The 26,434-nt window shown below is 58.1% G+C and carries 15 protein-coding genes; 2 read left to right on the top strand and 13 right to left on the bottom strand.

Annotated features, from left to right (window positions below):
- The first annotated feature begins 3 nt into the window (after window positions 1–3).
- Window positions 4–12,366 carry a hypothetical protein gene (locus RA157_RS16950; protein WP_350334295.1) on the top strand — a complete coding sequence of 4,121 codons (12,363 nt, stop codon included), beginning with the start codon at window positions 4–6 and terminating at the stop codon, window positions 12,364–12,366.
- 107 nt (window positions 12,367–12,473) lie between these two features.
- On the opposite strand, the gene RA157_RS16945 is transcribed toward RA157_RS16950, so the two are convergent.
- From RA157_RS16945 to RA157_RS16895, 11 genes are all read right to left on the bottom strand, one after another.
- On the bottom strand, window positions 12,474–14,018 hold the full coding sequence (locus RA157_RS16945) for an alanine/glycine:cation symporter family protein (protein WP_350334294.1): 1,545 nt from the start codon (window positions 14,016–14,018) through the stop codon (window positions 12,474–12,476).
- 143 nt (window positions 14,019–14,161) lie between these two features.
- Window positions 14,162–14,596, bottom strand: a complete 435-nt coding sequence (locus tag RA157_RS16940; protein ID WP_350334293.1) for a universal stress protein — start codon at window positions 14,594–14,596, stop codon at window positions 14,162–14,164.
- 255 nt (window positions 14,597–14,851) lie between these two features.
- Entirely contained in the window at window positions 14,852–15,427 is a 576-nt protein-coding gene (locus RA157_RS16935) for an RES family NAD+ phosphorylase (RefSeq protein WP_350334292.1), read from the bottom strand.
- A gap of 3 nt (window positions 15,428–15,430) precedes the next feature.
- Window positions 15,431–15,778 carry an antitoxin Xre/MbcA/ParS toxin-binding domain-containing protein gene (locus RA157_RS16930; RefSeq protein ID WP_350334291.1) on the bottom strand — a complete coding sequence of 116 codons (348 nt, stop codon included), beginning with the start codon at window positions 15,776–15,778 and terminating at the stop codon, window positions 15,431–15,433.
- Between the two features lie 330 nt (window positions 15,779–16,108).
- Entirely contained in the window at window positions 16,109–17,485 is a 1,377-nt protein-coding gene (locus RA157_RS16925) for an aminotransferase family protein (protein ID WP_350334290.1), read from the bottom strand.
- 80 nt (window positions 17,486–17,565) lie between these two features.
- Window positions 17,566–18,555 carry an ABC transporter substrate-binding protein gene (locus RA157_RS16920; RefSeq protein WP_350334289.1) on the bottom strand — a complete coding sequence of 330 codons (990 nt, stop codon included), beginning with the start codon at window positions 18,553–18,555 and terminating at the stop codon, window positions 17,566–17,568.
- 38 nt (window positions 18,556–18,593) lie between these two features.
- The gene (locus RA157_RS16915; protein WP_434058455.1) at window positions 18,594–19,439 is read right to left on the bottom strand and encodes an ABC transporter permease; all 846 of its coding nucleotides are present in this window, start codon (window positions 19,437–19,439) and stop codon (window positions 18,594–18,596) included.
- The gene (locus RA157_RS16910; RefSeq protein ID WP_350334288.1) at window positions 19,436–20,368 is read right to left on the bottom strand and encodes an ABC transporter permease; all 933 of its coding nucleotides are present in this window, start codon (window positions 20,366–20,368) and stop codon (window positions 19,436–19,438) included. Before RA157_RS16910 ends, RA157_RS16915 begins: the two co-directional genes overlap by 4 nt.
- Before the next feature lie 53 nt (window positions 20,369–20,421).
- Window positions 20,422–21,201 carry an ABC transporter ATP-binding protein gene (locus RA157_RS16905; protein WP_350334287.1) on the bottom strand — a complete coding sequence of 260 codons (780 nt, stop codon included), beginning with the start codon at window positions 21,199–21,201 and terminating at the stop codon, window positions 20,422–20,424.
- Window positions 21,202–21,371: 170 nt separating this feature from the next.
- Complete coding sequence (gene hydA, locus RA157_RS16900) at window positions 21,372–22,826, bottom strand: dihydropyrimidinase (protein WP_350334286.1); 1,455 nt, start codon at window positions 22,824–22,826, stop codon at window positions 21,372–21,374.
- Between the two features lie 11 nt (window positions 22,827–22,837).
- A complete protein-coding gene (locus RA157_RS16895; RefSeq protein WP_350334285.1) occupies window positions 22,838–24,091 on the bottom strand; it encodes a Zn-dependent hydrolase in 1,254 nt (417 codons plus the stop codon).
- Between the two features lie 160 nt (window positions 24,092–24,251).
- On the opposite strand from RA157_RS16895, the gene RA157_RS16890 reads away from it, so the two are divergent.
- Window positions 24,252–24,881: a TetR family transcriptional regulator C-terminal domain-containing protein gene (locus RA157_RS16890; protein ID WP_350334284.1), complete on the top strand. Its 630-nt coding sequence runs from the start codon at window positions 24,252–24,254 to the stop codon at window positions 24,879–24,881.
- 12 nt (window positions 24,882–24,893) lie between these two features.
- On the opposite strand, the gene RA157_RS16885 is transcribed toward RA157_RS16890, so the two are convergent.
- The gene (locus RA157_RS16885) at window positions 24,894–25,781 is read right to left on the bottom strand and encodes a DMT family transporter (RefSeq protein WP_350334283.1); all 888 of its coding nucleotides are present in this window, start codon (window positions 25,779–25,781) and stop codon (window positions 24,894–24,896) included.
- Entirely contained in the window at window positions 25,778–26,404 is a 627-nt protein-coding gene (locus tag RA157_RS16880; protein ID WP_350334282.1) for a TetR family transcriptional regulator C-terminal domain-containing protein, read from the bottom strand. The genes RA157_RS16885 and RA157_RS16880 overlap by 4 nt, the downstream gene beginning before the upstream one ends.
- Window positions 26,405–26,434: the final 30 nt, after the last annotated feature.

Here is a 26,434-nt window from a genome sequence, read left to right as displayed (position 1 = left end):
GAGATGGATATCCAGCAACTCTACACCGCCCTTCAGCCGTTCCAGAACACATCCGGCAAGACGCTGACCATACCCGCCACATCCATTACCGGCTGGACCGATATCCATCGCCTGTTGACCGATACGCTGGCAGGCGCAACCCTGTCACTGACCAGTGTCCAGACCTTCCCCGCCCCGCCAACGGCCAACATCATCCGCTATCAGGGCAGCGCGACGCTGTTTCCCTGGTCCGGTGGCGGCACACAGACCGTCTTGTCGGTCACGGCCAATTTCTCGGTGGATGCAAACGGCAATCCCCAGCTCGTCCTCAGTGCCGATGTGCCTGCAAGCGCGGGCGGCTGGACGCTGACCGAGAGCCTTGCAGGGCTCGGGCCGACAAGTCTTGCAGAGGTCAAGTTCCAGTCCTCCTTCTTCCTGCTCACCAGCACGGCTGTGACTGTCACCGATTATCCGCTGGTGACAACACCCGGCATCAATTTCAAAGGGCGACTGAAACTGACAGGCGCACTGGCCATGGCCCAGCCGCTGCTGGTGACAGAAGACAGCCAGACAGTGGCCGGACCAGTCAACCTGACCGCAGGCGACATGCCGGAAGTCAGTCTTGGTCCCGCGGGGAGCACACCAATCACCCTTGCCGGGCTGAAACTTCAGTTCGGGGCCAACCTCACGAGCGAATACAAGGAGCTGCCCTATTACGACCCGAACAATCCGGGCAAGACCACCACCAAGCGCCCCTTTGCCTCGGCCCATCTGACGGCCAGTCTCGCCTTTGGCAGTGGCGCACCGCTGGCCTTCACCCTGTCGCTTCTGCCGCAAAGCGATTCATACACACTGGCCACCACCGGAGCCTCTGTGCCGCTGTCCTCCTGGTCAGACCTCAACAGCCTTACCGGTGGTATCAATCTCGGGGCCCTGGTTCCGGCCGCCGTGCCTGCAGCAGTCTCGCTTGAGCTGAAGCAATTGTCGATGACGCTCTATGTCTCCGATGGCTCCGGTCTGCCCACCGTCAGCAATCTGACGTTCGACGTGGCCATGAATGTGGGCTCCTGGCCGCTTCTGCCCAATGACATTCTCACCGTCTCCGAGGTCGGTGCTTTCATGAGCATCCAGTTCATCGACGGGCTTGCGCCGCAGGCAAACGGTGAACTCTACACGCATTTCTCCATTGTTGAGGAAGTGCAGATGGTGGCCGCGCTGGGCATTCCCCGGCTTGACCTGACGGCCAGCCTGGAGCCAGACATGACCGTCTCCATGGCCGCGCTGATGGCCTCTGTCATGCAGAAACTCACAGGCAAGACCTACACACCGCCCATCGACATGGAAATCACCCGGCTGGACATGTCGGTCAACATCCACACCGGTGCCTTCGGCTTCGGCACCGATATCTTCACTGACTGGAGCATCAGCCTCGGACAGGCCAATGGCGGGGCCCTGATTGACCTCGGCTTTGATGGCATCAGTTTTGATATCGACTATGACGGCCAGTTGCTGCAGGGCTCGCTGACCGCCTTTACCCATATCGATCAGGCCAAGTTCTATTTCACCGGCACCTCACCCGGCAATGACTACGGCTGGGGGTTTGCGGGCGGCCTTGTTCGGGGCAGCTCGCTGAGCATCACCAAGCTGCTGACTGCACTCATGTATCCGAACGGCCCGATCCCCGGCAGGTCTTACGGCGTGCCAGATCTGGTGGTCGACAAGTTGCAGGCGACGCTGGCGACAGACAAAAGCAACAATCCGCTCCGCTACACTTTTGACGGCAGCATGTCACTGGCCTGGGATTTCAAGATCTTCAACGACCAGAACAGCCCGACCTTCAAGCTGACCGCCTCCCTGTCGCTGACAGGCACAAAAGGCCAGCAGCAGAACCCGCGCCTGTCTCGACCTCACCAACCGCCAGGGACCATCCAGCACCAGCCTCACCACTCGGCTCCGCAGGCGCTCACCTATGAGGACATCACCGCTCTGCCGGTCTCTCTTGACGTGAGCCAGGCCAGTAATGAATGGGTCATTTCCGGCGAGGTGAAAGGCACATTCTCGCTGTTCAATCTGCTGATTTCAGCCGCCTATCAGTTCGCCCCCGACAATTCGGCTCTCAGCTTCGGCATCTGGTACAAGCAGCGGGGCATTCAGGCCACCGTCACCCAGAAGGTGGTCAAGGGCACCACCAAGAACACCTTCCTGACCATCCGGCTGGGTGACCTGTCCTTTGGCGAGATCATCGAATATCTCATCAATCTGGCCCTGCCCGGCGAGCATCGCACCCTGTCCGCTCCGTGGGATATTCTCTACCAGATCAACTTCAAGAACCTGGAGCTGGTGGTCAATCTCACCACATCGGATGTGGAGGTGGACTATCGCCTCAACCTGGACCTGACCTTTGCCAAGTTCGACAAGATCGGCCTCCTCTACAAGAGCGTCAATGGCGAGGGGAAAGTCTATGTACAGCTTTACGGCCAGTTTCTCGGTCAGCCCTTCGGCACCAATGATGACCCGCTCAGCTGGGATGTGCTGAATGACGAGGCACCGGAGGTTCCCGGCAAGGGGCCAAAACTGATCGACCTCCGTTATGTGGGCATGGGCCAGCATATTGCCCTGTCGGTACCTGCAAGCGAGCTTGATACAGTCGAGAAGGTGATAACGGCACTGAAAGCATCCATGCAGCCGGTCACCGGTGGCGGCAATCCGCTGACGGACCCCAAGGCCGCCAGCCTCCGATACAGCGGCAACAGCACATGGATGTTCGGACTGGACGCCACCGTTCTCGACACCCTGTCCCTGTCAGCAGTGTTCTTCGACCCCACAATCTACGGGGCGCTGATCAAGGTTTCCGGTGAACGGGGCGGAGCACTCAACGGCCTGCGGTTTGAGCTGCTCTACAGGAAGATCTCGGACGATATCGGAGAATTGTCGGTCGATCTGCGCGTGCCGGACATGTTCCGCCATCTGGAATTCGGCGAAGTCAGCGTCACGCTCGGCATTATTCACGTGGATATCTTTACCAATGGCAATTTCCGCGTCGATCTGGGCTTCCCGCACAATCAGGATTTCTCCATCGCCTTTGCGGTCGAGGTCTTCCCGTTCATCGGCGAGGGCGGGCTCTATTTCGCCTATCTGACCGGAGCCACATCAGACCGGGTGCCGCTGATCACCAATGGCGAGTTCGACCCGGTGATCGAGGCCGGTGTCGGGCTGTCTGTCGGCCTTGGCAAGGACTTCCAGGCCGGGCCGCTGAAAGCCGGGCTGAAGGTGGAAGTCTACGGCATTTTCGAAGGCGTCTTTGCACCATTCAACCCCTATGACAAAGCTTCAGATCCGGGCTTCTATTTCTGGGTCCAGGGCACCGCAGGTATCGTCGGGACGCTCTATGGTTCGGTGGACTTCGTCGTTATCAAGGCGTCCGTCAGCATTGTGGCCAGAGCCAGCGTCACGCTGGTTCTGGAAGCCCACAAGCCATCCGATGTGGAACTAAAAGTCGAGGTCACCGCCAAAGCCAGCGTCAAGGTGCTGTTCGTCACGGTCCATTTCAGCTTCAGTCTGACGATTGAGGAGAGCTTCAAAATCGGCAGCGCCACAGCCACGCCATGGATTGTCGGCACCCAGAACGAGCGCCTCGCGTCCCATCACGAAAACCGGGACGCAATTGCCTTTGTCAGTCTTGGCCATAGCGACCACCATACACCGCGGCTGAGGCAACAGCGCAGCCAGAAGCCGCGCCTGAGGCTGACGCGCCTGCGCCATGCCCGCCACTATCTGCCAGGCCTGATGCAGCATCCCGATCATCGCAGCCTGCACCAGATCAAGCATATGCGCACATCCCTGCTGATGCCGGAGATGGCGTTCAACGCCCCAAGCGCGGATACCTGGACGCCGGTGCCTGTGTTCGGTGCAGGCCAGCACAAGACGGCGCGGGTCCAGTTCCTGCCCATGTTCACTGTTGCCGATCCGGCAAGCCTCTATGGTCACACAGGGGCCAGCAATGGCAACCAGACCGAGATCGTGCTCGGCTTCATTGCAGAAAATGCGGTGAACCCGCAGGCTCACGGCCATGTTCAGAGTGGGGCGCACAGCCTTGATCACGTGCATCATCTGGACGCAAGCGGCGACCCGCCTCTGGCATCCATGGTGGAGGCCTTTTTCCGCTGGGCGGCCCAGGCGGGGGCCGGTAAGACCGGCACCGATCCGCTCAGCCTGCTGCAGCTTGAGGATCTGCTGAAAGAAACTTCCGACCCTGATTTCCAGCAGCGAACCTTCGCCTACAGCAATCTCTCATCCTTCATGAGTGACAGCCTGCATCTGGACATCATCGCCTATCCGCAGGGCACCCAGCCCGGCACAATTGCCGCATCCAGCGGAACATTCGTGCCGGTCTGTCCGGAAATCTCGGCAAGGCTCGTACAGGGTACGGTGACCACCAACATCGATTTTGCCAGCCACAATCCCACATCAACGGCCTATGCCACCAATCTCGCGGCCTACTTCAAACAGCTGATGACCAATGCCACCCAGAGCGTGGCTGACGCACCATCGGTCTCGGGCAGCACACAATCAGGCAGCGGGGCCGGTGCGGGCGGCACCGCCAGTCTGGCCGAGCTGATTTTCAGCGAGTATTTCCTGCTTCTGACCCAGGCGGCCTTGCAGAATGCTGTCGCCCTTTTACAGAACTACCCTTACACCTATCCCCAGACGAACGGGCCAAGTCTCAAGACCCTTGCAGGCGGGTTCCCGACCCTGACAGCCAGAGCCCGGCTGTCCCGCGGCCAGACGCTGGCCGACCTCGCCCTCTTTACTGGTCATCACCCGCAGACACTGGCGGACATGAACCCGCTGGCCGCACGCGGTGACAGTCTGGATGTCAATATCCCTGTCGGCGTGACCGCCCTGTCGATTGCCGAAGACAATACGGGGGTGAAGCTGGCGGAAGATCTCCAGATCGCCATGCCGCGTCTGGCCTATCAGGTCCGGTCCGGCCAGACACTGAACGAAGTGGCCACAGCCATTCCGTTTGTGGACCCGGCTCATCCGCTCACCGGTCTGCAGATCGGCACTGCCAACAAGAGCGTCCAGGGCTTCCTCCGCGAGGGCACAAAGCTGAAGATCCCCGCCTTCACCTATCAGCCGGTGGCCGGAGATACCCAGCATTTCATCACCGCCTTCTTCAAGGTGCGCAATGAAGGGGTTACGGGCGCCCCCAATCTCGACTGGTACGAGCAGGCGATTTCCACGCTCAATCCGAATGTGAACTGGGACACCCTGTCCCCATCCAGCGCGCCCTTGTCCATTCCGACCGCCTATCTGAACTCCACCCCGGCAAGCAGCACCTATACGGTGCACACGGGTGACACGCTGGCCACCATCGCGGCCACATTTGCCCGCTTCCAGGCCATGGACAATGCCACCAATCCGGCGGTGACAAGCCCTGTCACCATTCCGGCGATGGACCACACGATCACCTCAACCGATACGCTGGACATGCTGGCGGGCACCACCTTCCCGGGGCTCGCCCTGAACGATCTCATCACCAACAATCTGACTGAGGACGTCCTGACGCCGCTGCACGCCGCCTGGGTTGCGCCGTTTACCGCAAAACTGCCGAAGGACCAGACACTTCAGACCCTTTCTGATGCCTATGATCTGGCGATTGCGGATCTGGTGCCGATCCTTGAGAATCTGACCGGCCTGTTCGAAGGCAATGCAGGGCTGACCATCCGCGATGTGCCTGCTCTGCCGGTGGACCAGTTCGTCACGGCCCTGAAGACAACAGGCCAGCTCAATACGGTGGCCATGCAGGTGTCGAACTTCCTCGCCCATGGCCTGCGCGTGCCCGCCCCTGATGACACCACATTCACCGGCCTGACACCAGCTCAGGTGCTGGCCGGGGATTTCACCGGCTCGCTCTACGGCATTGTTGATCTCACCGGACAACAAACAGGCTGGACGGATCCGTCAACCACGCCGGTTGATGTGACACTCAGCCATTCCTCAGCCGACTGGATCAGCTTTTCCGCAGCGACCGTCAACACTCAGCCCAACGCCACAGTCGCAGAGGAGCTTCTGGCTCACAATCCGGGCCTGCAGAACCTTGAGACCATCCGGGCAGGCCAGTTGCTGGCAACGGGAACCCTGACCGATATCACGCTGACCATTGATCACGCCACATTCGGCAATTCACTGCCATCCAAAACCGTGACACTGAATGCCAGCGCCCCCCAGGTCCTCAGCAATTACGAAGACACCAAGGTCCACTATAATTTCCAGGTCACTCAGCACTGGCAGGCGGGCGTCCGGCCGACACTGCCGGCAGCGGCAGGCAATGCGGATCATGCGCCGGGTGAGCCCAGCCTCTGGCCTCTGCCATCAAACCTTCAGCAGCTGACCGATGCAGGCGGCAACCTGCCGTTCGACCTCCGGGTGACGGCCCTGAATGCTCCGCCTGATGATGAGGGTTCAGCGCTCAAATCCTATGCCTGGGCCATTCAGATTCCTGTTGCCCTGCACCGGGTGACCAATCCGGGCGCGTCCGACAATACGTCAGGCGCTGCGGCGGGCGACAGCCCCGCGCAGGGTGACTGGATTGACGGGCTCTATCTCTGCAAGGGCACTGATGCCTCCCATACAGACCGGCTCTATCAGCTCTGGACCTATCTCGGTGCTTCAGCAACCGACACCGGCAATCTCTTTCTTCTTTATCCGCCCAACGCCACCAGCTCGACACCGAAGGGTTATGCCTCAGATGCGGTCAGTGCGTCAAAGACCGTTCTGCTGAAAACCAATCTGTCGACCACCACCCGCAACCCGACCGTTGGCAGTCAGGCAGAGCTGGAAGCAGATGCTCTGGCGGTAACACCCGAGACCTACAGTGCGGCGGTCAGCGCAGCAGGTGATTTTCTGATGCTGCTCTGGGAGGCTTCCGTTGTGGTGGAAGGCGGGTTCTATCTGAGCTACGACGCCGATGGCGCGGGCCTGCCCGACTTCGTATTTGATGAAAACGGACAGGGCACCATCCAGGTGGTCTGTCTGCTCCACAGCCAGAGCTCGAGCAACACATCCGGCGGGCCGCTGATGTCCTTCAACAATGTGGCGATTGTGGGTGACAATGTGGATGCGGCCTCATCCCAGGTCTTTGGGGAACAGACCGGAGCCAATGCCCCCACCACACGGCTGGCCACCATCCCGCCGGGCACTGGCGGGTTCTCTATCGAACGGACCGACCCGTCGTCCGTCACCAATCCGACCGCAGCTGATCTTTCCGGCATGCTGTACGGGCTGATCGGCTACAAGCTTGGCAGTGGCGGTGGGTTCACAGCCAGCAATGAAGCCATTCCGCAAGGCCCTGCGCCAACGGCAGGCGATACGCACGGGACCGGCGACAAGGTCACCTACAGCCAGACAATCAGTCTCTATCCGCGTGCCAACCCGTCGGCCCGGACCGCCCAGAGCAATCCGTGGCTGCCAGCCGTGACCGACGACCCCTATACAGGCGTTTCCTCCACATCCATGGCGTCTCTCAGTTTCCTGGCCCATGATATTTTCGGCAACAAGGCGGTGATCTCCGACCCGCTGTCCGGCGTTAGTGTGCCGGATCGCTATACGGACCGGCTGACCGGGTTGAGCGACTGGCCGGGCACCACATGGGACTATACATTCAGCGGCACAAGCCCCAGCGCCAAGTTGATGATCGAGGGTGCCCTGCAGATCAATTCCTATCTGCCCGGGCCGGACCTCTCGTCCGAGAAGGCTCTTCGTTCGGCAAGTGCGCATGCGGTGAAATTCAAGTCCGCCTTCTATCAGCTCAGACAACCGGGCATGGGTGTGGCGATCAAGACCAGCCTGTCATCCGCCAACCTGACCCCGCCCCTGGCTCCGCTCATCGGTTATCTGTCGACGGCCTATGTGTTCACGAGCCAGATTGCGGGCCTGACGATCAAGACCCACAAGGTCACCTCCGGGCAGAGTCTGCAGGTGGTCACCAACACCTACAGTGTGCCCGCAGCAGCCTTCCTCAAGGACAATATCGACCGGCCGATTTCCAGCCTCTTTGCCTCAAGCATTACCCTGCCCAGGTTCGAGCAGGTCAAGCACAACGAAACCCTGAACGCGTTTGCCACACGGGTGAATGTCTCCGCCGCCACGCTGCTGAGCCAGTGGCACAATACGGATGTGACCGTCATCCCGTCCGGAACCGATCTGGCCATTCCGGCAACCACCGGCACCCTCTCGCAGGGCAAGACGCTCAGTGATTATGCTGCGGCCTCGAAATGCTCTCTCGGGGATCTGGGCCGGGCCAACAAGGATGTGACCGGGCTGATCAGCGATGGTCTGACCCTGTTCGTCGGCACCAAATCCGTAACCAGCCAAAACGCGACCTTTACGTCTCTTGTGAGTGATTTTGCCAATCAGGGCGTCACCACCACGATTGAGGAAATCGCCGTCAGCAACAAGCTGATCGTTGATCTCTTCAATCCTGCCCACACTCCTGCCACCTATGCGGTGGACCGGCGGGTTACAGACAAGGACCAGACCATCAGCCAGGTGGTGACCGACCTCTTCGGCGGCAATACGGCAACCTTCATCAGTCTCAATGGCGATCTGCCGGGCATGATGACCCAGGACAGCCGCATGCAGACCGGCAGCAGCAGTGAGACGGTGCCAGCCGGGGAAAGCCTGCGCGGTTATCTGGCTCAGGCCGGTGGTGTAACCCTTGCGGATTTCACCGCCGCCAATCTCACCAGCACCATGACCACAGACAGCCTTCTGATCCTGCCCGCGCTTCTGGATGCAGGTGCGCTTGCAGCTGTGCCCTATGGCATCCAGTCGGGCATGACTTTTGGTGGCATTGCCAGCAAATTCGGGGTCACCGCCGACGCTCTGGCCGGTCAGGTGGAGACCATTGGTGGCCTGTTCATCCCCGGACAGACCATCACGGTTTCCGGCTCAGGCAATGTCACCACCACGGCTGAGGATTCGCTTGCATCCCTGCTGCCCCGCTTCCCGACCAGCACACCCACATTGGCCCAGCTTGTTTCTGCCATCCAGGCCCAGACCGGACTGATGCAGGAGGGCAGCCAGATGGTGTGCCCGGCCCCGCTGGCCAGCCAGGCCGGATCAGGTTCCGCTCTCAGTCTCACAACATTGGCAACAGCCTTCCTGACCGCATCCCAGTCCGATGCCATCCGGCTGGCGAAGGCCAATGGCGCGCTTGACGGCTTCCTGAAACAGGGCGCGAATTATACGATATCGAACCACACATTTACCGTCGGACCATCTCAGACGCTGGCCAACAGCCTTGCGCTGGTGAATGCCACACTTGGTCAGGCGATGGACTATGATGCCTTCCTCACCGCTCTGCTGGGCCAGGCCATTGTGAACCCGTCTGCCAAAGTGCTTCTGCCTGCGCCCGCACTCAGCTTCGGCGGGGCCCTGCCCGCGTCCCCCGCAGTGACCTCGGTTATCTCGCAATTGCAGACCTCGGTCATCCTGACGCGGCCCGCAAACGAGATCGATACCAATTTCACGCAGATCACAGAGGTCGGGACATCCACCAGTCCTATACCGCCAAAATCAAAAGGCGTTCCGGCCAGCCTCACTGACTTTGCTACAGCTCTTGGAACCGCCTATGGCGGAGCGCTGTGGTGCAGCACCGGCCCGACCGATACGGCGCTGGCCAATCGCGGCAACCAGCGGCAATATGCGGTTCATTTCGGTGCGTCAGGCCAGCCGTCATCCGTCAAGACCATCCGCAAGGTGAAGCTGGGTGAGAACACGCCAGCCCCGGGTTATCTGGCCCTGCCGCCACTGGCCACGTCGCTGATCTCCCGCGAGGCATCCATAAGGACTTATCAGTCCGGGCAGAACCCGCCCTTCAGCCAGGATGCGTCCGCCACCGTCTTTCAGTCCATCGACGTGATGGACTGGGTCGTCGATTTCCTCGCCACACTGGACCTGCTTCTGTCTCCGGCCTATGCGAGCCCCGCTTACGAAATCACGAAGGCGGCAGCGGGATCAGACACATTCAATGCGCTGACAACAGCCAAGGGGGTACTTGCCACAGCAATCGCCGGGCAGCTTACCCCCATCGAGCAATCCGGAGCAGCCATTGACGCACAGGCGGCCCGGTCGGCCATAGAGCAGCAGCTACGGGCCAACCTCTCCCAGGGCTATCAGACGGACGCGGTGATCCAGGTGCCCGCAACTGTTGAAGCGGATTTCGCCACAACGGGATCAGATAAAGGCGGCCACCGACTGAGCGGCCAGATCAACGCCCCAGGGCACAGCCTCTCGACAACCACAACATTGCAGAGCCTGGCCACCGAGTTCAGCATTTCCCTTGAGGGAGTTATCGAGCTACTGGCCGCAACCCCGAACATCCTTGAAACCGGCCAGACCCTAAACCTCAACAACAAGCAGTGGCACATTGCCGCCCATGATACCCTGGCCATCGGCATGACGACGCTTGCTGCAACGGCGGCTCAGTTCGCCACGGCCTTCAAGGATACAAAACCCCTGTTCCGGGATGGCACATCGCTTACAGTCGACGGCTATACTGCAAAGACCGTCTTCGGCTCCACCCTCACCTCCATGGCCAATGCGCTCGACGTCAGCCTTCGCTATCTGGCACTTGCCAATATGGATGTGGATGGTCTGCTGACCGGCACAGTCTATCTGCGCGGTACGTCCGTTACCATCACACCGGCAACCTCAAGCCTGTCAGGCCTGGCGGCCAGCCAGTCCCTGACCGTGGAGGTCCTGTCGGGCCTGATTGCCGAGCAGGCGGTTCTTGCGGTCGACGTCACGCTTCATACCGCCCGCTGGGTGCCGGAATACAGCCTGACCGCAGGCAAGATCGATCTTGCCTCCAGCAGCAAGGCTTTGACGACCCTGCTCAGCACCCGCAACCGTGCCCATTACCGACGTCTGTTCCTCAATCTGTCCTTTGATATTACCGCGCTCGAATATGCCGTTGAGCCCGCACAATATGTGGACGGCTATGAGACGTCGAAATGGCTGACCTTCGTCAACCCGCTCCCCTCCACCCCGTCACAGATCGGCGGGGCAGACATCGACACATCCATCGGCCAGCTCGATATTCCGATCCCGCTCAGGGCCTATCCGATCACGCCGCGCCTGGCCAATCAGCGGGCCCAGGCCACCTACAAACCATTGGATATCAAGCCATCTGATTCACTCAACGAGCGTATCCGGAAGGCCAAGGCCTGGTCCTATTATGCGGCGATGGAAATGCAGCTTGCCGCCCAGGATACAGCCCGGATCACCATCGGCATCAACTTCACGGAAGCGCCGCATGCCGACATGCTGGCCGTGGTCAAGGACCCGTTCGACGCACTGGCGGAATTCTCCACAAATGCGGCAGCCATCAAGACAGACCTGACAACATTGCTGACCAGCCCCGGTGACGGTTCCACCACCACACCGGCCAAATCAGCCGTTCTGGCCATGGCTGATCTGGCAACGAAAGTCTCCACCAACTGGGGCTTTGTGCAGAACGGAACCTTCTCCGGTGGCAATGGCGACAATCTGGTGCCTGAATCGAGCTACACTTTCCGCATGCAGAAGCGCACCAAATCCGGTGCCAATGGCGAACTGCTGCTGGATGCTCTGGTGCTTATCCGCGAGGCTGGCACGGCAAGCTGGGGACCAGCCAGCCATGTTCCGTCTCTTGGCTATTATGATGCCAAGGGTGTGCTGAAACCACTGAAGCGGGAGACGCTCGGCACCCCCACACCAGATTATATCTTCTACAGCTTCCAGGAACCTGTTCCGGACGAAGGCAAGCGCATCTATGTGATCTGGTATGATGATCTGGATGTCACCACCTATCAGAATGCCCGCGCCAGCCTTTCCATTCTGCGGAACCAGAACCTGGTGCCGGGCAAGGAAACCGCATCCGCCTTTGTCTACCAGACACCGGCGCTCACCTTCAGCAACCTGTCGGTTCCGGGGCTCCGGTGGGACAAGTCCATTCTGTTCGGCAGCGGTTCCTCAACACAGCTCTCAAGCAGCCTGACAACCATCTTTACCGCCATCCTGGGTTCACCGCCGACCAGCGCCCGCACGGAGGAAAAACTGATCGGACGGTATGGCTACAGGCTGGCTCCGGACAGCGGACCGCTTGGGGCTGAGGATATTGTCTCGCTTGTGCCCATGTTCTACCGCCCGCTGTTCAGCTATTCCTCATCCGTTGTCACCGACACCCAGTCGGCCGTGACAGACTGGTTCTCGACCCATACGCCAGAGACCGGACAGACAGCCTTCCTGAGTTTTGACATGCAGGTCTTCTCAGGCCTGTTGCCGAGCAGAAAGCAGCCTCTGATCGCTTTCACCCGTCTGGATTACACCCTGACCTGAGCCTCTGATGTTCTCCCGGGTCTTGCAGGCCGTGGCTCACAAAAAAGACCGGTGCACAGAGGCACCGGTCGATTCCGTTTCAAGGAAACTGTTTTCTGGAGCGGGGTCTAATCAAATTTCTTGATTTCACCGGACTTCAGACGGTTCCAGTAACTGTCCAGCTCACGCTTGACGATCGGCATGAGGAAGTAGAGACCGAAGACGTTCACGACCGCCATGGCAAAGATCGCCGCATCTGAGAAGTCAATGACCGGGCCGAGATTGGCCGCGGCCCCGATGACCACGAAAATGCAGAAGATGACTTTGAACACCAGCTCTTTCGTGTGCCCCTCGCCGACCAGATATGTCCAGGCCTTCAGGCCGTAATAGGACCAGCTGATCATTGTCGAGAAGGCAAACAGAACCACCGCAATCGCCAGAATGAACGGGAAGAACCCGAACGCTGAGCCAAAGGCCGCCGATGTGAGGCTGACACCTGTATTGCCATCAACCGTGGCAATGGCGGAACCTGCATCATTCAGCACATAATTGCCTGTTGCCGGGTCAATGATGAGCTGCTGGGTGATGATGATTACCAGAGCGGTCATGGTGCAGATCACGACGGTATCGATGAACGGCTCGAGAAGCGAGACGAACCCTTCCGTGATCGGCTCTTTCGTCCGCACCGCAGAGTGCGCAATCGCCGCAGAACCGACACCTGCCTCATTGGAGAATGCAGCGCGTTTAAAGCCCTGAATCAGAGCACCGACCATGCCACCGGCAACACCGAGGCCGGTAAAGGCACCAGCGAAGATCTGACCGAAAGCCCAGCCGATCTTGTCGTAATTGATGGCGATGATAACCAGAGCCGTCAGCACGTAGAGAACGCCCATGAATGGCACGACTTTTTCCGTAACGCGGGCAATGGATTTCAGACCGCCAACGATCACTGCAAAAACAACGCCCGCGAAAACCAGACCGGTAATCCAGCCCGGATAATCACCAACGATACCGGCAATCTGCTGGTGAGCCTGGTTGGCCTGGAACATGTTCCCGCCACCAAGCGCCCCGAGAATACAGAAGATCGAGAACAGCACAGCCAGAACACCGCCGCCCGGAAGGCCCCTCTCCCGGAACCCCTTTGAGAGGTAATACATCGGTCCGCCGGATACGGTCCCGTCTTCATATTCATTGCGGTATTTCACGCCGAGCGTACATTCGGTGAACTTGGATGCCATGCCCATAAGACCGGCCAGGATCATCCAGAAGGTGGCACCGGGGCCGCCGATACCCACCGCGACGGCGACACCGGCAATGTTACCAAGCCCGACCGTGCCTGAAAGAGCAGTTGCCAGCGCCTGGAAATGGCTGACTTCACCGGCATCATTCGGGTCTGAATAATCGCCCTTGACCAGTGAGATGGAATGTCGGAACGCGCGAAACTGAATAAACGCGAAATAGAGCGTAAACACAGTCGCGGCGACAACCAGCCAGCCCACAATCCACGGAAAGGAAGTCCCGGGAAACGGGCTGAAGATAAGGCTCACAAACCAGCCGGTAGAGCTGGAAAAGACCTCGTTGACACGCTCATCCAGTGATTGAGCAAAAGCCGGAACACCGGCCAGACTGAGAACTGTCAGAGCAAGCGCGACAAGCGAAATTCTCCGAAACATGATTTCTCTCCCCTCTTAAAGCACCGGGCCTTTGACCAGAACGCCGGCCCTGAAACGCCAACAGTGCCTTAAACCCTTGTTTTTATGCGAACGCCCCGCTGAAAATCGGGCAGACTTTCAGCAACTCGCTTCAGCTGATGGTGTTATGGAACGATGGTGCAGGCCACAGGCGCTGTCTGCGCGAGCTTGCCGGCAACCGATCCGAAGACACGGACGGACAGACTTCCCTGACCATGCCGGCCAATATAAATCTGGCTGGCGCCTTCTTCTTCGGCGAGCTTGCAGATTACATCAGCAATCTGCCCGTACTTGACCACTCCATCAACGGCAACCCCGGACTCTTTGACAGCATCCAGAACAGGATTCAGAACGACTGTATGGGCCCGTTCGAGCTCGTCATTCCGCCGTTTATGCCGTTCTTCGATCTCTTCCTGTGTCAGGAAGGAATATGGAGACCATTCCAGAACGTGAGCGATCATCAGAGACGCCCCCGTCAGCTTTGCTTGCGTCAGGGCAAGGTCGAGTGCACGTCTGGAAACGTCACTCCCATCATAGCCCACCAGGAGTTTGTTTGACATTTTCCCCCTCCACTTCACTGTTTCAATATCTGCCGATGTAGATTGTCCATCGCAGCAACAAACACGTCCCAAGTGTATCCAGTCTCTGCCGGATCACTCTAACATAGCAGATTATCACCTCAAATTGAGCAATATCATTTCTGCAGGCATCCGGTCTGTCCCTGTGGACAATCTCCGGGCTACCTGCAAAGCCACATGGGGCGCCAGTCAGAAACGTCAATCAGGGCAACCATACCGGAAAGTCCCGATCAAACCTCATTTCAGTTCGCGGGTCAGTTCACGGGCCAAATTCACAGGCCCATGGTCTGCTGTCACGGTCAGCGTTTCAGGCAGGACACGATCACAGAACACAACAACGTTGGAACAGTCATATCGGGCACACGGCACCACAAGCCCGTCATAATCCAGAAAATGGGCCACCTCGGCTATGTCCTGCGACCGCGGGTATTCGGCACCCTTGTCGTCGTAGGAGAGCTGGCCATATCGGGTTATATCAAGGCCAATGGACTTGAGTGCAGCCAGATCAAGAAGCTGCAGCGTTCTATCAAGCGCCACATCAATCTCATACAATTTGTAAGCCACCCGCGACGGTATCACCGGTTGCCCACGCATGATGTGGAACTTCATTTCACTGATCGCACCGAGCCGTTCAGCTGACGTGTAGAGAACATCAAACGTCCCATCATCCCACCGACCGCCGGATCTGGAACACTGGGTCGGATCACGTCCTTCTCTGGTGACCCGCCAGACCGAACCTGAAAACGGCAGCGGACTGATTGCCTCAATTGCATCAATCAGGGTGTTGTCACGGCGCTTCCGGATGCGAACCATATCTTACAGGAAGACCTCATTCTCGAGACGGTCGATGACATTCAGGACGTCGACCGTTCGATCCTCATGAATCAGGTCAATGGCTCGCTCTCCGCTTAACTGGGGATGGCGTGCGTAGAGCCAGGTTCTAATTTCGTCAGACTCGTAGAAATCCCGCAAACGACCGACAACATAATGCAGATCGGACAGAATGAGCTCATTGCGGGGTTGTGGCTTGATATCTCCGGCTTTCCAGCGGGAAACCGTCGCTTTGGAAACCTCAGTGATATTGGCAATATCTGTTCCCTTGAGCCCACCTTCGGTATTCAGCTCGTTGAGAAATCTCGGGACCGTTTTCAACATCGTGCTCATCTGTTTGTTTTCCACTCCTGAGCACGCACCGGGCCTGGCACCAGACCAACAATTGCAAGGTCAGCACAAGGGCATCGGTGGGCGTTACCCACCCGATTGAAATGCGCAATGGATTGCGTCGCGCTTGAGACCGCGATGGTCTCTGCGACTGAACTTTTCTTCATTTTGCATTTCTGTTTCACAAAATTAATATATGAAACCTAAATGCAAAAATCAAGAAACCGGCCCGGATCGCAGAAGGTCCCGGACAGCGCGCTTCAAGGCCACGTCACGGTGATAGAGCAATCCCGCTTCCGCCTTGAAGCGCTGCTGTCCCGGCACAGCTGGCTGTTATCCCAGGACGGCTGTCAGGGCCTTATCAACGGCTGTGGTGATTTCATCGATATCGCTTTCAGACGCAATAAGCGGCGGGCTGAAGCACAAGGTGTTGTTCATGCCTGGCAGCGACCGGTTCGTCGCACCAATGATCACGCCCTGCCCCATGCAATGGGCAACCACAGCCTGAACCTGTTTTTCCGCAAGCGGTTCCTTGGTCTGACGGTCAGCAACAAGCTCGGCACCGCAGAACAGCCCCTTGCCGCGCACATCACCAATCACGCGATGGCGGTTCTGCAGCTCCTGCAGGTTTGCAATGAGCCGGGCTCCCATGGCGTTGGTGTTATCGAGCAGGTTTTCCTCCTCAATAATGGCCATGTTCTCAAGCGCGGCCGCCGGGCCTGCCGTACAGCCTCCGAAGGTGGAAATATCGCGGAAATAGTTCAGCGGATCATCAGAATCGTCCTTGAACATGTCAAAGACCTCATCTGTGGTGACCATACAGGCAATGGCGGCATAACCTGATGCAACGCCCTTGGCCATCGTCACAAAATCGGGCCGGACCCCGTAATGCTGGTAGCCGAACCAGGTGCCTGTGCGTCCCACACCGCAAACTACCTCATCAATGTGAAGCAGTATGTTGTACTTGTCGCAGATTTCCTGAACCCGCGGCCAGTAGCCCTCGGGCGGAGCAATCACCCCGCCGCCTGCTGTCACCGGTTCAAGACAGAGAGCGCCAACCGTATCCGGCCCCTCCCGCAGGATAACCTGTTCGATCTGGTCTGCAGCCCATTCGCCGTAATTCTCGGTCTCCACCTGCGCCCGGTATTCAAGGCAATGGGGCACTTCCACAAAGCCCGGTGTGAAGGGGCCGTATTGCGCATTGCGTTCCTTCTGCCCGCCTGCAGACAGGCAGGCGATGGTCGTACCGTGATAGTCGCGGTCACGGTAGAGGATCTTGTGTTTCCTGCCGCCATATCGCTTGTGGGCAATCTGGCGCACCATCTTGAAGGCTTTCTCGTTGGCCTCCGAGCCTGCATTACAGTAGTAGATGCGGTCCATACCGGGCATCTTTTCAAGCAATTGCTCGGCGAATTGTGCCCCCGGGATCGTGCCGACAACACCGCCAAAGAAGGGCATTTTCAACACCTGGTCATAAATGGCTTTGGCGATCCGCTCACGGCCATAACCAACATTGACCGTCCAGACGCCTCCGGACACCGCATCCAGATGCTCACGGCCGTTGCCGTCCCAGATACGCAGACCCTTGCCTTCAATCATGATGCGCGGATCAGCGCTCTCAAAAAAAGGCTTATGCTGCGTCAGATGATGCCAGACATGGGCACGGTCGGCTTCAACAATGGATTCAATGTTGTTGGGAGCAATATCCATAGCACTCTACCTTTTTTATCGTCCTGAGAGCAGAAATCCCGGCAGCAGCTCATGCCGCCGGGATCGGTCACACGACGCCCTTACTTGAGGGCCGCGTCTGTAATGGTGTGGGTCCAGGCACCGGTCGGCTTCTTGCTGATAACCGGGTCAGAGCCACCCGCCAGCAGGGACGAAACTGTCCGTTCGTAATCAGCCGGGTCAAGTGCACCATTGGAGCCCGCGGTCAGCTTGGCAATCTCGCCCATCATACGGGTCTGGTGGGCTTCGGTCTGCGCACCGGTCTCATCATATTCCAGAACGATCAGAGCCGCCTTCTCGGGATTTTCCTCTGCCCATTTCCATCCCTTCATGGATGCACGGACAAAGCGGACCATGCGGTCTGAGAATTTGGCATCCTTCAGATTTTCCTCAAGAACGTAGAGACCGTCCTCCAGCGTCGCAACACCCTGGTCCTCATACTTGAAGGTCACCAGATCATCAGGCGTCAGCCCCGCATCGATGACCTGCCAGTATTCGTTATAGGTCATGGTGGATACACAGGCCGCCTGACCATTCAGGATCGGGTCAACGTTGAAGCCTTGTTTGAGAACTTCCACGCCCTTATCGCCACCGTCGGTGCCGAGGCCCAGCTGGGACATCCAGCTCAGGAACGGGAACTCGTTTCCGAAGAACCAGACCCCGAGCGTCTTGCCCGCAAAGTCGTCTGTGGATGCCACCCCTGCATCCTTGCGGCATGTGAGCATCATGCCGGAGCTTTTGAACGGTTGTGCGATGTTCACCATCGACAGGCCCTTCTCGCGCGCTGACAAGGCAGCCGGCATCCATTCAACCGTCACGTCGGCGCCTCCACCCGCCAACACCTGGGTCGGGGCGATATCCGGCCCGCCCGGCTTGATGGTGACGTTCAGGTCTTCGTCTTTATAAAACCCGTTCTCCAGCGCCACGTAGTAACCGGCAAACTGAGCCTGGGTCACCCATTTGAGCTGAAGCGTTACGTCATCCGCCGCCGAGGCTGTCCCTGCAAACAGGGACAGTGCCAGGGCCCCCACTGTCGTCTTGATGCTTCGCATTGTCCTTCCTCCATTTCAGTTATGTATCGAGCTGTATATCAGCTTCTTTGTGACGGGTGCCAAAAGGTAACCCGCTTTTCGAAAATACTGATCACGCCATAGAAGACGGATCCAACCAGTGCTGAAACCGCGATCTCGGCCCAGACCAGGTCAATTGACAGGCTGCCTACGCCTGTAGAAATCCGGAACCCCATACCCCGGGTAGGCGAGCCAAAATACTCCGCAACAATGGCACCAATAAGCGCAAGCGTCGTCGCAATTTTAAGGCCGTTGAAAACAAACGGCATTGCTGCGGGAAGGCGAAGCTTGATCAGGGTCTGGAAATAGTCCGCTGCATAAGTCCGCATCAGATCCCGCTGCATCGCATCGGTTTCACGCAGGCCCTGCACCGTGTTGACCAGGATGGGAAAGAACACCATCACAACCACAACCGCAGCCTTCGAATGCCAGTCGAAACCAAACCAGTTCACCAGAATGGGTGCTATTCCGACAATGGGCAGCGCGGCGACAAAATTCCCGATCGGCAGAAGTCCCCGGGTCAGGAATGCACTGCGGTCTATCAGAATAGCGGTCGCAAAGGCTGCAAGCGCCCCGATAATGAACCCGCGCAAGGCACCCTTCAGAACCGTCTGATGGAAGTCGACCCACAATGTGTCAACTGAGGTTGCAAAGGTCTGCGCAATCAGACTGGGCGCAGGCAGAATAACCTGGGATATCTCAAGCCCGCGTACCAGACCTTCCCACAGCACAAGCAGGGTCATGCCAAAAATCAGAGGCACACAGATCCGGACGGCCCGTGTGCCGGACAATTTTGAATTGGCAAGCCAGGTGTTGAGCGCCAGCATGACGACCCAGAACAGAACAGCGCTCACGAGCCAGATCATGATCGGAACCCCATTTTTCGCAGCGTCAGCCGTTGTGTTGCATCAACAAGTGAGACCAGAACACCCGCCAGGATCGCAGCGGCAAACAGCGCAGCCCAGATGGCCATGGGATTGCCGAACTGGTCACCAATCAGAATGCGCGCGCCCAGACCGCTGATGGCCCCTGTCGGCAATTCGCCAACGATGGTGCCAACAAGTGCGGCGGCAATGCCTACTTTGAACGCCGTAAACAGATAGGGCACGCTGGCTGGCAGGCGCAGCATATGAAAGCTCTGCAGCCCGCTTGCATTATAGGTTTTCAGCAGATCCAGCTCTGAGGATGACGGAGAGCGCAGCCCCTTCACCATGCTCACAAGCACCGGGAAATAACACAGATAGGCGGATATGATGGCCTTTGGCACACCGCGCCCTTCGATACCGATCTGGTTTGACACCACGATGATCATCGGCGCGAGCGCAACAATGGGTATTGTCTGGCTGATGATGGCCCAGGGCATCACGCTAAGGTCAAAGACCCGGATGTAGACAATGGCTATGGCGCATAAAATGCCAAAGCTTGCGCCCAATAAAAATCCCCAGAGGGTTGATTGCAACGTAATCCATGCGTGGTAGATCAGCGACCGTTTCGACCAGGCCCGCCCTTTGAGGATCATCGCTCCCGTCGTTTTCCATAGCTCCTGCCCCACTTGGGCAGGCGTCGGCAGACGCGGGCGTTTCAGGTCATAGCTGCCCGCCATATGGGACGCATTCTGAAACATCAGAACCCAGACAGACACATCGCGCCGGGCAACCGAGCCTTCCGGGGTGACAACACTGCCGCTGCGCTCGGCGATGTCCAGAGCAGGGCGGATATTCATGGGCGCAACGGCGGCCCACCAGACGCCCAGCAGGATCAAGAGAACCGTCAAGACAGGCATCACACTACGCATGGCACCTGCTCCGCTGTCTGAGTGCACACCTGATCTCAGTCATAGGCCTGATCTCAGTCATAGGAATGCCCTTCCCGCAGTCCTTCTCGCACACGGTGTGAGACTTCCAGAAACTCGGGCGTATCCCGGATATCCAGCGGGCGCTCCCGGGGCAGCGGGCTCTCAATGACATCTGTGACACGGCCGGGACGCGGCGACATCACAACAATCTTGGTGGACAGAAACACAGCCTCGGGAATCGAATGGGTCACAAAGCCGATGGTCTTGCCGGTCTTGCTCCACAGCTCCAGCAGTTTCTGATTCAGGTGATCGCGAACAATTTCATCAAGCGCGCCGAACGGCTCATCCATCAAGAGGATATCGGCATCAAAAGCCAGCGCCCTGGCAATTGATGCCCGTTGCTGCATGCCGCCGGACAATTGCCAGGGGAACTTGTTCTCAAACCCGGCCAGGTCCACCATTTCCAGTGTTTTACGCACCCGGTCTTTCTGGTCGGACTTGCTGTAGCCCATAATCTCCAGCGGCAGGCGGATATTGCCGCCAATCGTGCGCCAGGGATAAAGGCCCGCCGCCTGAAACACATAGCCATAAGCCCGCGCCAGGCGCGCATCATGAGGCGAGACACCATTGACCGTAATCGAGCCGTCCGTGGGCTGCTCAAGGTCAGCCATAACACGCAAAAAGGTCGTCTTCCCGCATCCGGACGGGCCGATAAAGCTGACGAAATCGCCTTGCTCTATGTCCAGGGACACATCGCTGAGCGCATGGACCGGTCCATCGTTGGTCTGGAAGGTCAATGACAGGTTTTTAGCGGCAATGACTGTAGTGTTCATTATCTCATCAAAGCTCGGGTCAGGACCCATTAATTTCATTCATACTGCGGGGGAGATTTTCTGTTCGGCGTGGCGAAGATCTGAAGGAAACCTGGCAGGTTTTCGAAGACCTTCAACAAAGCCGAGCTTTAAAATCGCCCCGCCCTACGGGTTCATCATGGACAGGCTGGTCAGACCCCCGTATCGGGGACACCGCTCCGTTCCACCGGTTGCGGCGATGTCAGGGCCTTCCAGGTTGAGAGCGCCTTGTTGGTTGTTCCGTTTGGCTGGCGTTCCACGAACTTGCCATGCCCTTCCTGCGTCCGGACTTCGCCGTCATGAACGGCAACATGTCCCCGTGTCAGGGTGAAGCGCGGCAGCCCCTTGACCTTGTGCCCTTCAAAGACATTGTAGTCGATGGCAGATTGCTGTGTGCCTGCGGTAATGGTCTTGGTCTTCTCGGGATCCCAGACCACCAGATCCGCATCCGCGCCAACCAGTATGGCGCCCTTCCGGGGATAGCAGTTCAGGATCTTGGCAATGTTGGTCGAAGTCACGGCAACAAATTCATTGGGTGTCAAACGACCGGTCTCAACGCCATGGGTCCAGAGCATGGGCATACGGTCTTCGAGCCCGCCGGTGCCATTTGGAATCTTGGAAAAATCGCCGATGCCAGAGCGCTTCTGTTCCGTGGTGAAGGCACAGTGGTCGGTCGCGACAACACTGAGAGACCCCGCCTGCAAGCCAGCCCAGAGACTGTCCTGGTGCTTTTTGTTCCGGAATGGCGGTGACATGACCCGCCGCGCCGCATGGTCCCAGTCATGGTGGAAATATTCACTTTCATCCAGCGTAAGATGCTGGATCAAAGGCTCACCCCAGACACGCTTGCCGTTCTGGCGCGCCCGTCGGATAGCCTCATGGGCTTCTTCACAGGAGGTGTGCACCACATAAAGCGGCACACCCGCCATATCCGCAATCATGATGGCGCGGTTGGTCGCTTCCCCCTCAACCTGGCTGGGCCGTGAATAAGCGTGCGCCTCAGGCCCTGTATTGCCTTCCGCCAGAAGCTTGGCGGTCATCTCCGCGACAATGTCTCCGTTCTCGGCATGGACCATCGCGGTTGCGCCCAGTTCCGCCAGACGCTTGAAGCTTGAGAACAGTTCATCATCATTCACCATCAGCGCGCCCTTATAAGCAAGGAAGTGCTTGAACGTGTTGATGCCGCGCTGCTCGACAACGGTTTTCATGTCATTGAAAACCTGCTCGCCCCACCAGGTCACAGCCATGTGGAAGGAATAGTCACAATTGGCGCGGGTTGATTTGTTGTCCCACCGTTTGATGGCTTCAAGCAGACTTTCACCCTGATTGGGCAGGCAGAAGTCCACCACCATCGTGGTGCCGCCAGACAGGGCTGCCCGCGTGCCGCTTTCAAAGTCATCGCTGGAATAAGTCCCCATGAAGGGCATTTCGAGATGGACGTGCGGATCGATCCCGCCCGGCATCACATAGCAGCCGGTTGCGTCCAGCTCCGTGTCACCCTTCAGGCCCGGTCCGATTTCAACAATGGTCCCGTCTTCAATCAGCACATCCGCCGCATATGTCAGATCATGGGTTACGATGGTGCCGTTCTTTATCACTGTAGACATGACTACTCCCCCTAATCCTGTTGGACGACCTCAGCCGTTTCCAGCACCGCATGCAGCAGAACATCCGTGCCCGCCTGCGCCCACTCCCTGCTGATGTCTTCAGCCTCATTATGGCTGAGCCCGTCCACACAGGGACACATGATCATGGCCGTGGGCGCAACATCATTAATCCAGCAGGCATCGTGCCCGGCTCCCGAAACGATGTCCATATGGCTGTAGCCCAGATCCCGCGCCGCATTGCGCACGGCGGTTACACAGGTCTCATCAAAGGCGGGAGGATCGAACTGGCCGACAATCTCACAGGAAAACTCGGTCCCGATCTCCGCACACAGTTCCGGCGCACGCTCCATGAACTCGGCAACCATGCCATTCAGCTTGTCCAGCAGATGCGTCCGCATATCGACCGTGAACACAACCTTGCCCGGAATGATATTGCGACTGTTGGGATAAACATCCACATGACCGATAGCCCCAACGGCATTGGGCTGGTTCTTCATTGCAATGTCGTGCACCAGCTCAGTGATAAGCGCCAGACCGCGCCCGGCATTCCTGCGCATATGCATCGGGGTCGAGCCCGTATGGCTTTCCTTGCCGGTGACCGTGCATTCAATCCAGCGCAAGCCCTGACCATGGGTGACAACACCGATATCCTTGCTTTCCGCTTCGAGGATCGGGCCCTGTTCGATATGCAGCTCAAACATGGCATGCATCTTCCGGGCACCAACAGGCTCATCGCCCACCCAGCCGATGCGCTGAAGTTCATCCCCGAACCGCATGCCTTCGGAATCGACCCGGTCATAGGCCCAGTCCTGCGTATGCTTGCCTGCGAAAACCCCCGAGGCCAGCATTGGCGGAGCAAACCGCGTGCCCTCTTCATTGGTCCAGTTCGCAACAACAATCGGATGTTTGGTCTTAACGCCCATGTCGTTGAGGGTCCGGATCACTTCCAGACCACCCAGAACACCGAGCACCCCGTCATACTTGCCGCCGGTGGGCTGGGTATCCAGGTGAGAGCCCATATAGACCGGCAACGCGTCAGGATCTTCGCCCGGGCGTGTGGCAAACATGTTGCCCATAGTATCAACGCCCATGGTCATGCCCGCTGCCTCACACCAGGACTGAAACAGCGCCCGGCCCTCAGCGTCCTCGTCCGTCAGGGTCTGGCGATTGTTGCCTCCCGCAACACCCGGGCCTATCCGGGCCATCTCCATCAGGCTGTCCCATAATCTGTCCGGGTCAATCCGCAAATTTTTTCCGAAAGTCATAGGTCCTCCCAAACCTTGTTTGACGGTACGCTAGGAAAACTTTGCACAGTCGGTCAACTTTTTTCTGCACGACCGTGCAACATTTTACCGCCCACGTCTGTTCAAGTTCATTGAATTCCATTATTTAAGCAAAGTGAAGACAGACTGAGGTAATGACCACATGGGACGGTTGACGACAGGCGTACAGGCGCGTCATCGGGAAGAAACGCGAGAACGGATTCTGTCTGCCGCCGAACGTGTTTTTGCAGAATACGGATATGAAGGCGCATCCTTCAGCCGTATTGCGACCGAAGCCGAACTGCCAAAATCAAACATCGTCTATTATTTCGAGACCAAGCTCAAACTCTACCGTCTGGTGGTCGAGAACATCTTCAACATCTGGCGGCAGGCCGCCGATGCTATCCAGCCTGACAACAATCCTGAACAGGCGCTGTCGGATTACATTGATACCAAGCTCGAGCTTGCCCGCACGCGCCCTTTTGGCTCGAAGGTCTGGGCCAATGAGATCATTCAGCGCGCGCCAATCGTGCAGGATTATCTGGAAAGCGAACTGCGCACCTGGACGGAAGACCGGATTAAAATCATCGACGGGTGGATTGCCGAGGGGCGTATTCGACCCATCAATTCCCGCAGCCTTCTCTACGCCATCTGGGCCACAACCCAGCACTATGCCGACTTCACACACCAGATCCAGACCCTGAACAACGATCAGGAGCTGACCGAGGCGCAGTGGGCCGAGACAAAACAGGGCGTTAAGGACATTCTGATCCGGGGCGTTACCTGTCGCTAGAAAACATCCACTCTAGCCAAGCTTGTCAGTGAACAGGAGCAGGCCCAGAGCGACAAGGGTGATCAGCACGCCAATATAGAGCGGCCCGAAAGCAGCCTGCCCCATTACAAGCTCGTGCAGAACAACCCAGCTTGGCACCAGATAGGTATAGGCCATGACCTTTCCCGGCGCGATGCGCGGGATGGCAATCTGCAACAGTACGGATGTGCCCGCAGTGGTGACGATGCCAAGGTAGAGCGCGACCCACCACACTGCCACACTCAGGCTACCGGGGTCGACCGCCTGCGCCGTGAGAACAGTGTAAGCCATGGTGACCGCAAGTGCGCCCAGCACAGTCCCGAAAGCAGCCTCATAGGCTGTGGAGCCCGGACACAGCCGCCGGGTCAGGGCCGGAACAACGGCATGAGCCACCGCCCCCAGAAAAAAGAGCGCCTCCCCCTGCCCTATATCCAGAGCAAGAGCCTTATCCAGATCTCCGCGGAAGATCACCCAAAGTGCGCCAGCCGCACCGGTCAGCAATGCGACCAGTGTCATCCGCCCGACCGGTATGGCCATAAACAGCCAGCCGAAAAGAGCGGCCATCAACGGCGTCAGCGTAAAGACTGCAGATGTGGCCAGCGACGTTGTCAGGCGTAGCGCCTCGAACATCAGAATGAAATAGGCAGCCATGCAGCCGCCGACGAGCAGCCAGCGCCAGAGATTCCTTTTGAGACGGGACAGATCGTTTCGCCAGAACACGGCCAGCGCCGTCATGGTGAGCGCGGCAATCACAAATCTGAACAGCGTGATCACTGCGGGCTCGATATCCGTGGCAACCAGTTTGCCGAAGGTGAAAGAAAATGCCACCAGCGCGGAAAACAGAAGCATCGCACCGTGGCCTGCAGCCTTCTCGCGGTTCATGTGTCCGGTGTCAGCAGCTTGCGGTACATCGGCACAAGATAAGCCTCTGCATCGGTGAAAAGGCTGTCCATCTTTTCAGGCGAGAGTTCTACAATCTGCACCTCGAAATCCGCATAATGCTGGGTCGTTGCCCAGATTGAGTAAATCAGATGATGCGGGTCTTGCCGGGCGAGCTTGCCGTCATCCATCCATTGGGACAGCAGGGAAATCTTGTCATCAAAAATCACCCGGAACGAATCAAAGACTTCCGCATGCGCACGCTGCGCGCCCAGCAGAACCGCAGACGCAAACAACCGGCTTTCGCGCGGATGGTGTTGTGACATTCTGAGCTTGCGCCGAATGTAGTCGAGGATCTCCTCAACCGGCTGACCCGAAGCGTCTATCTGGTTCAGAGGGCCCAGCCAAAGCAGCAGAACCGACTTCAGCAGCTCGTGATAGAGCTCCTCTTTGCCGCTGAAATGATAGAGAAGCCGGGGCGTCGACATCTCCGCCTCTTTTGCGATGGTATTGATTGAAGCCCCCCGGAAACCATCCCTGGAAAAGACATCCAGAGCTGCGGCCAGGATTTCCTTGCGTCGTTCCTTTTGAATACGGCTCAGTTTTCGGGTTTCAGTCACGGACATTCTTGCTTCGCTCTTTGTCTTGCCGACCAC

This window comes from Coralliovum pocilloporae, from assembly GCF_030845175.1.
GTDB classification, from domain to species: Bacteria; Pseudomonadota; Alphaproteobacteria; order Rhizobiales; family Cohaesibacteraceae; genus Coralliovum; species Coralliovum pocilloporae.
This window is presented reverse-complemented; position numbering and strand designations above follow the sequence as displayed.

What these genes read in the sequence shown, in the direction of transcription:
- RA157_RS16950 (WP_350334295.1), top strand. Translation starts at nt 4, where the DNA reads ATGGATATCCAGCAACTCTACACCGCCCTTCAGCCGTTCCAGAACACA.
- RA157_RS16945 (WP_350334294.1), bottom strand. Translation starts at nt 14,018, where the DNA reads ATGTTTCGGAGAATTTCGCTTGTCGCGCTTGCTCTGACAGTTCTCAGT.
- RA157_RS16940 (WP_350334293.1), bottom strand. Translation starts at nt 14,596, where the DNA reads ATGTCAAACAAACTCCTGGTGGGCTATGATGGGAGTGACGTTTCCAGA.
- RA157_RS16935 (WP_350334292.1), bottom strand. Translation starts at nt 15,427, where the DNA reads ATGGTTCGCATCCGGAAGCGCCGTGACAACACCCTGATTGATGCAATT.
- RA157_RS16930 (WP_350334291.1), bottom strand. Translation starts at nt 15,778, where the DNA reads ATGAGCACGATGTTGAAAACGGTCCCGAGATTTCTCAACGAGCTGAAT.
- RA157_RS16925 (WP_350334290.1), bottom strand. Translation starts at nt 17,485, where the DNA reads ATGGATATTGCTCCCAACAACATTGAATCCATTGTTGAAGCCGACCGT.
- RA157_RS16920 (WP_350334289.1), bottom strand. Translation starts at nt 18,555, where the DNA reads ATGCGAAGCATCAAGACGACAGTGGGGGCCCTGGCACTGTCCCTGTTT.
- RA157_RS16915 (WP_434058455.1), bottom strand. Translation starts at nt 19,439, where the DNA reads ATGATCTGGCTCGTGAGCGCTGTTCTGTTCTGGGTCGTCATGCTGGCG.
- RA157_RS16910 (WP_350334288.1), bottom strand. Translation starts at nt 20,368, where the DNA reads ATGCGTAGTGTGATGCCTGTCTTGACGGTTCTCTTGATCCTGCTGGGC.
- RA157_RS16905 (WP_350334287.1), bottom strand. Translation starts at nt 21,201, where the DNA reads ATGAACACTACAGTCATTGCCGCTAAAAACCTGTCATTGACCTTCCAG.
- hydA (WP_350334286.1), bottom strand. Translation starts at nt 22,826, where the DNA reads ATGTCTACAGTGATAAAGAACGGCACCATCGTAACCCATGATCTGACA.
- RA157_RS16895 (WP_350334285.1), bottom strand. Translation starts at nt 24,091, where the DNA reads ATGACTTTCGGAAAAAATTTGCGGATTGACCCGGACAGATTATGGGAC.
- RA157_RS16890 (WP_350334284.1), top strand. Translation starts at nt 24,252, where the DNA reads ATGGGACGGTTGACGACAGGCGTACAGGCGCGTCATCGGGAAGAAACG.
- RA157_RS16885 (WP_350334283.1), bottom strand. Translation starts at nt 25,781, where the DNA reads ATGAACCGCGAGAAGGCTGCAGGCCACGGTGCGATGCTTCTGTTTTCC.
- RA157_RS16880 (WP_350334282.1), bottom strand. Translation starts at nt 26,404, where the DNA reads ATGTCCGTGACTGAAACCCGAAAACTGAGCCGTATTCAAAAGGAACGA.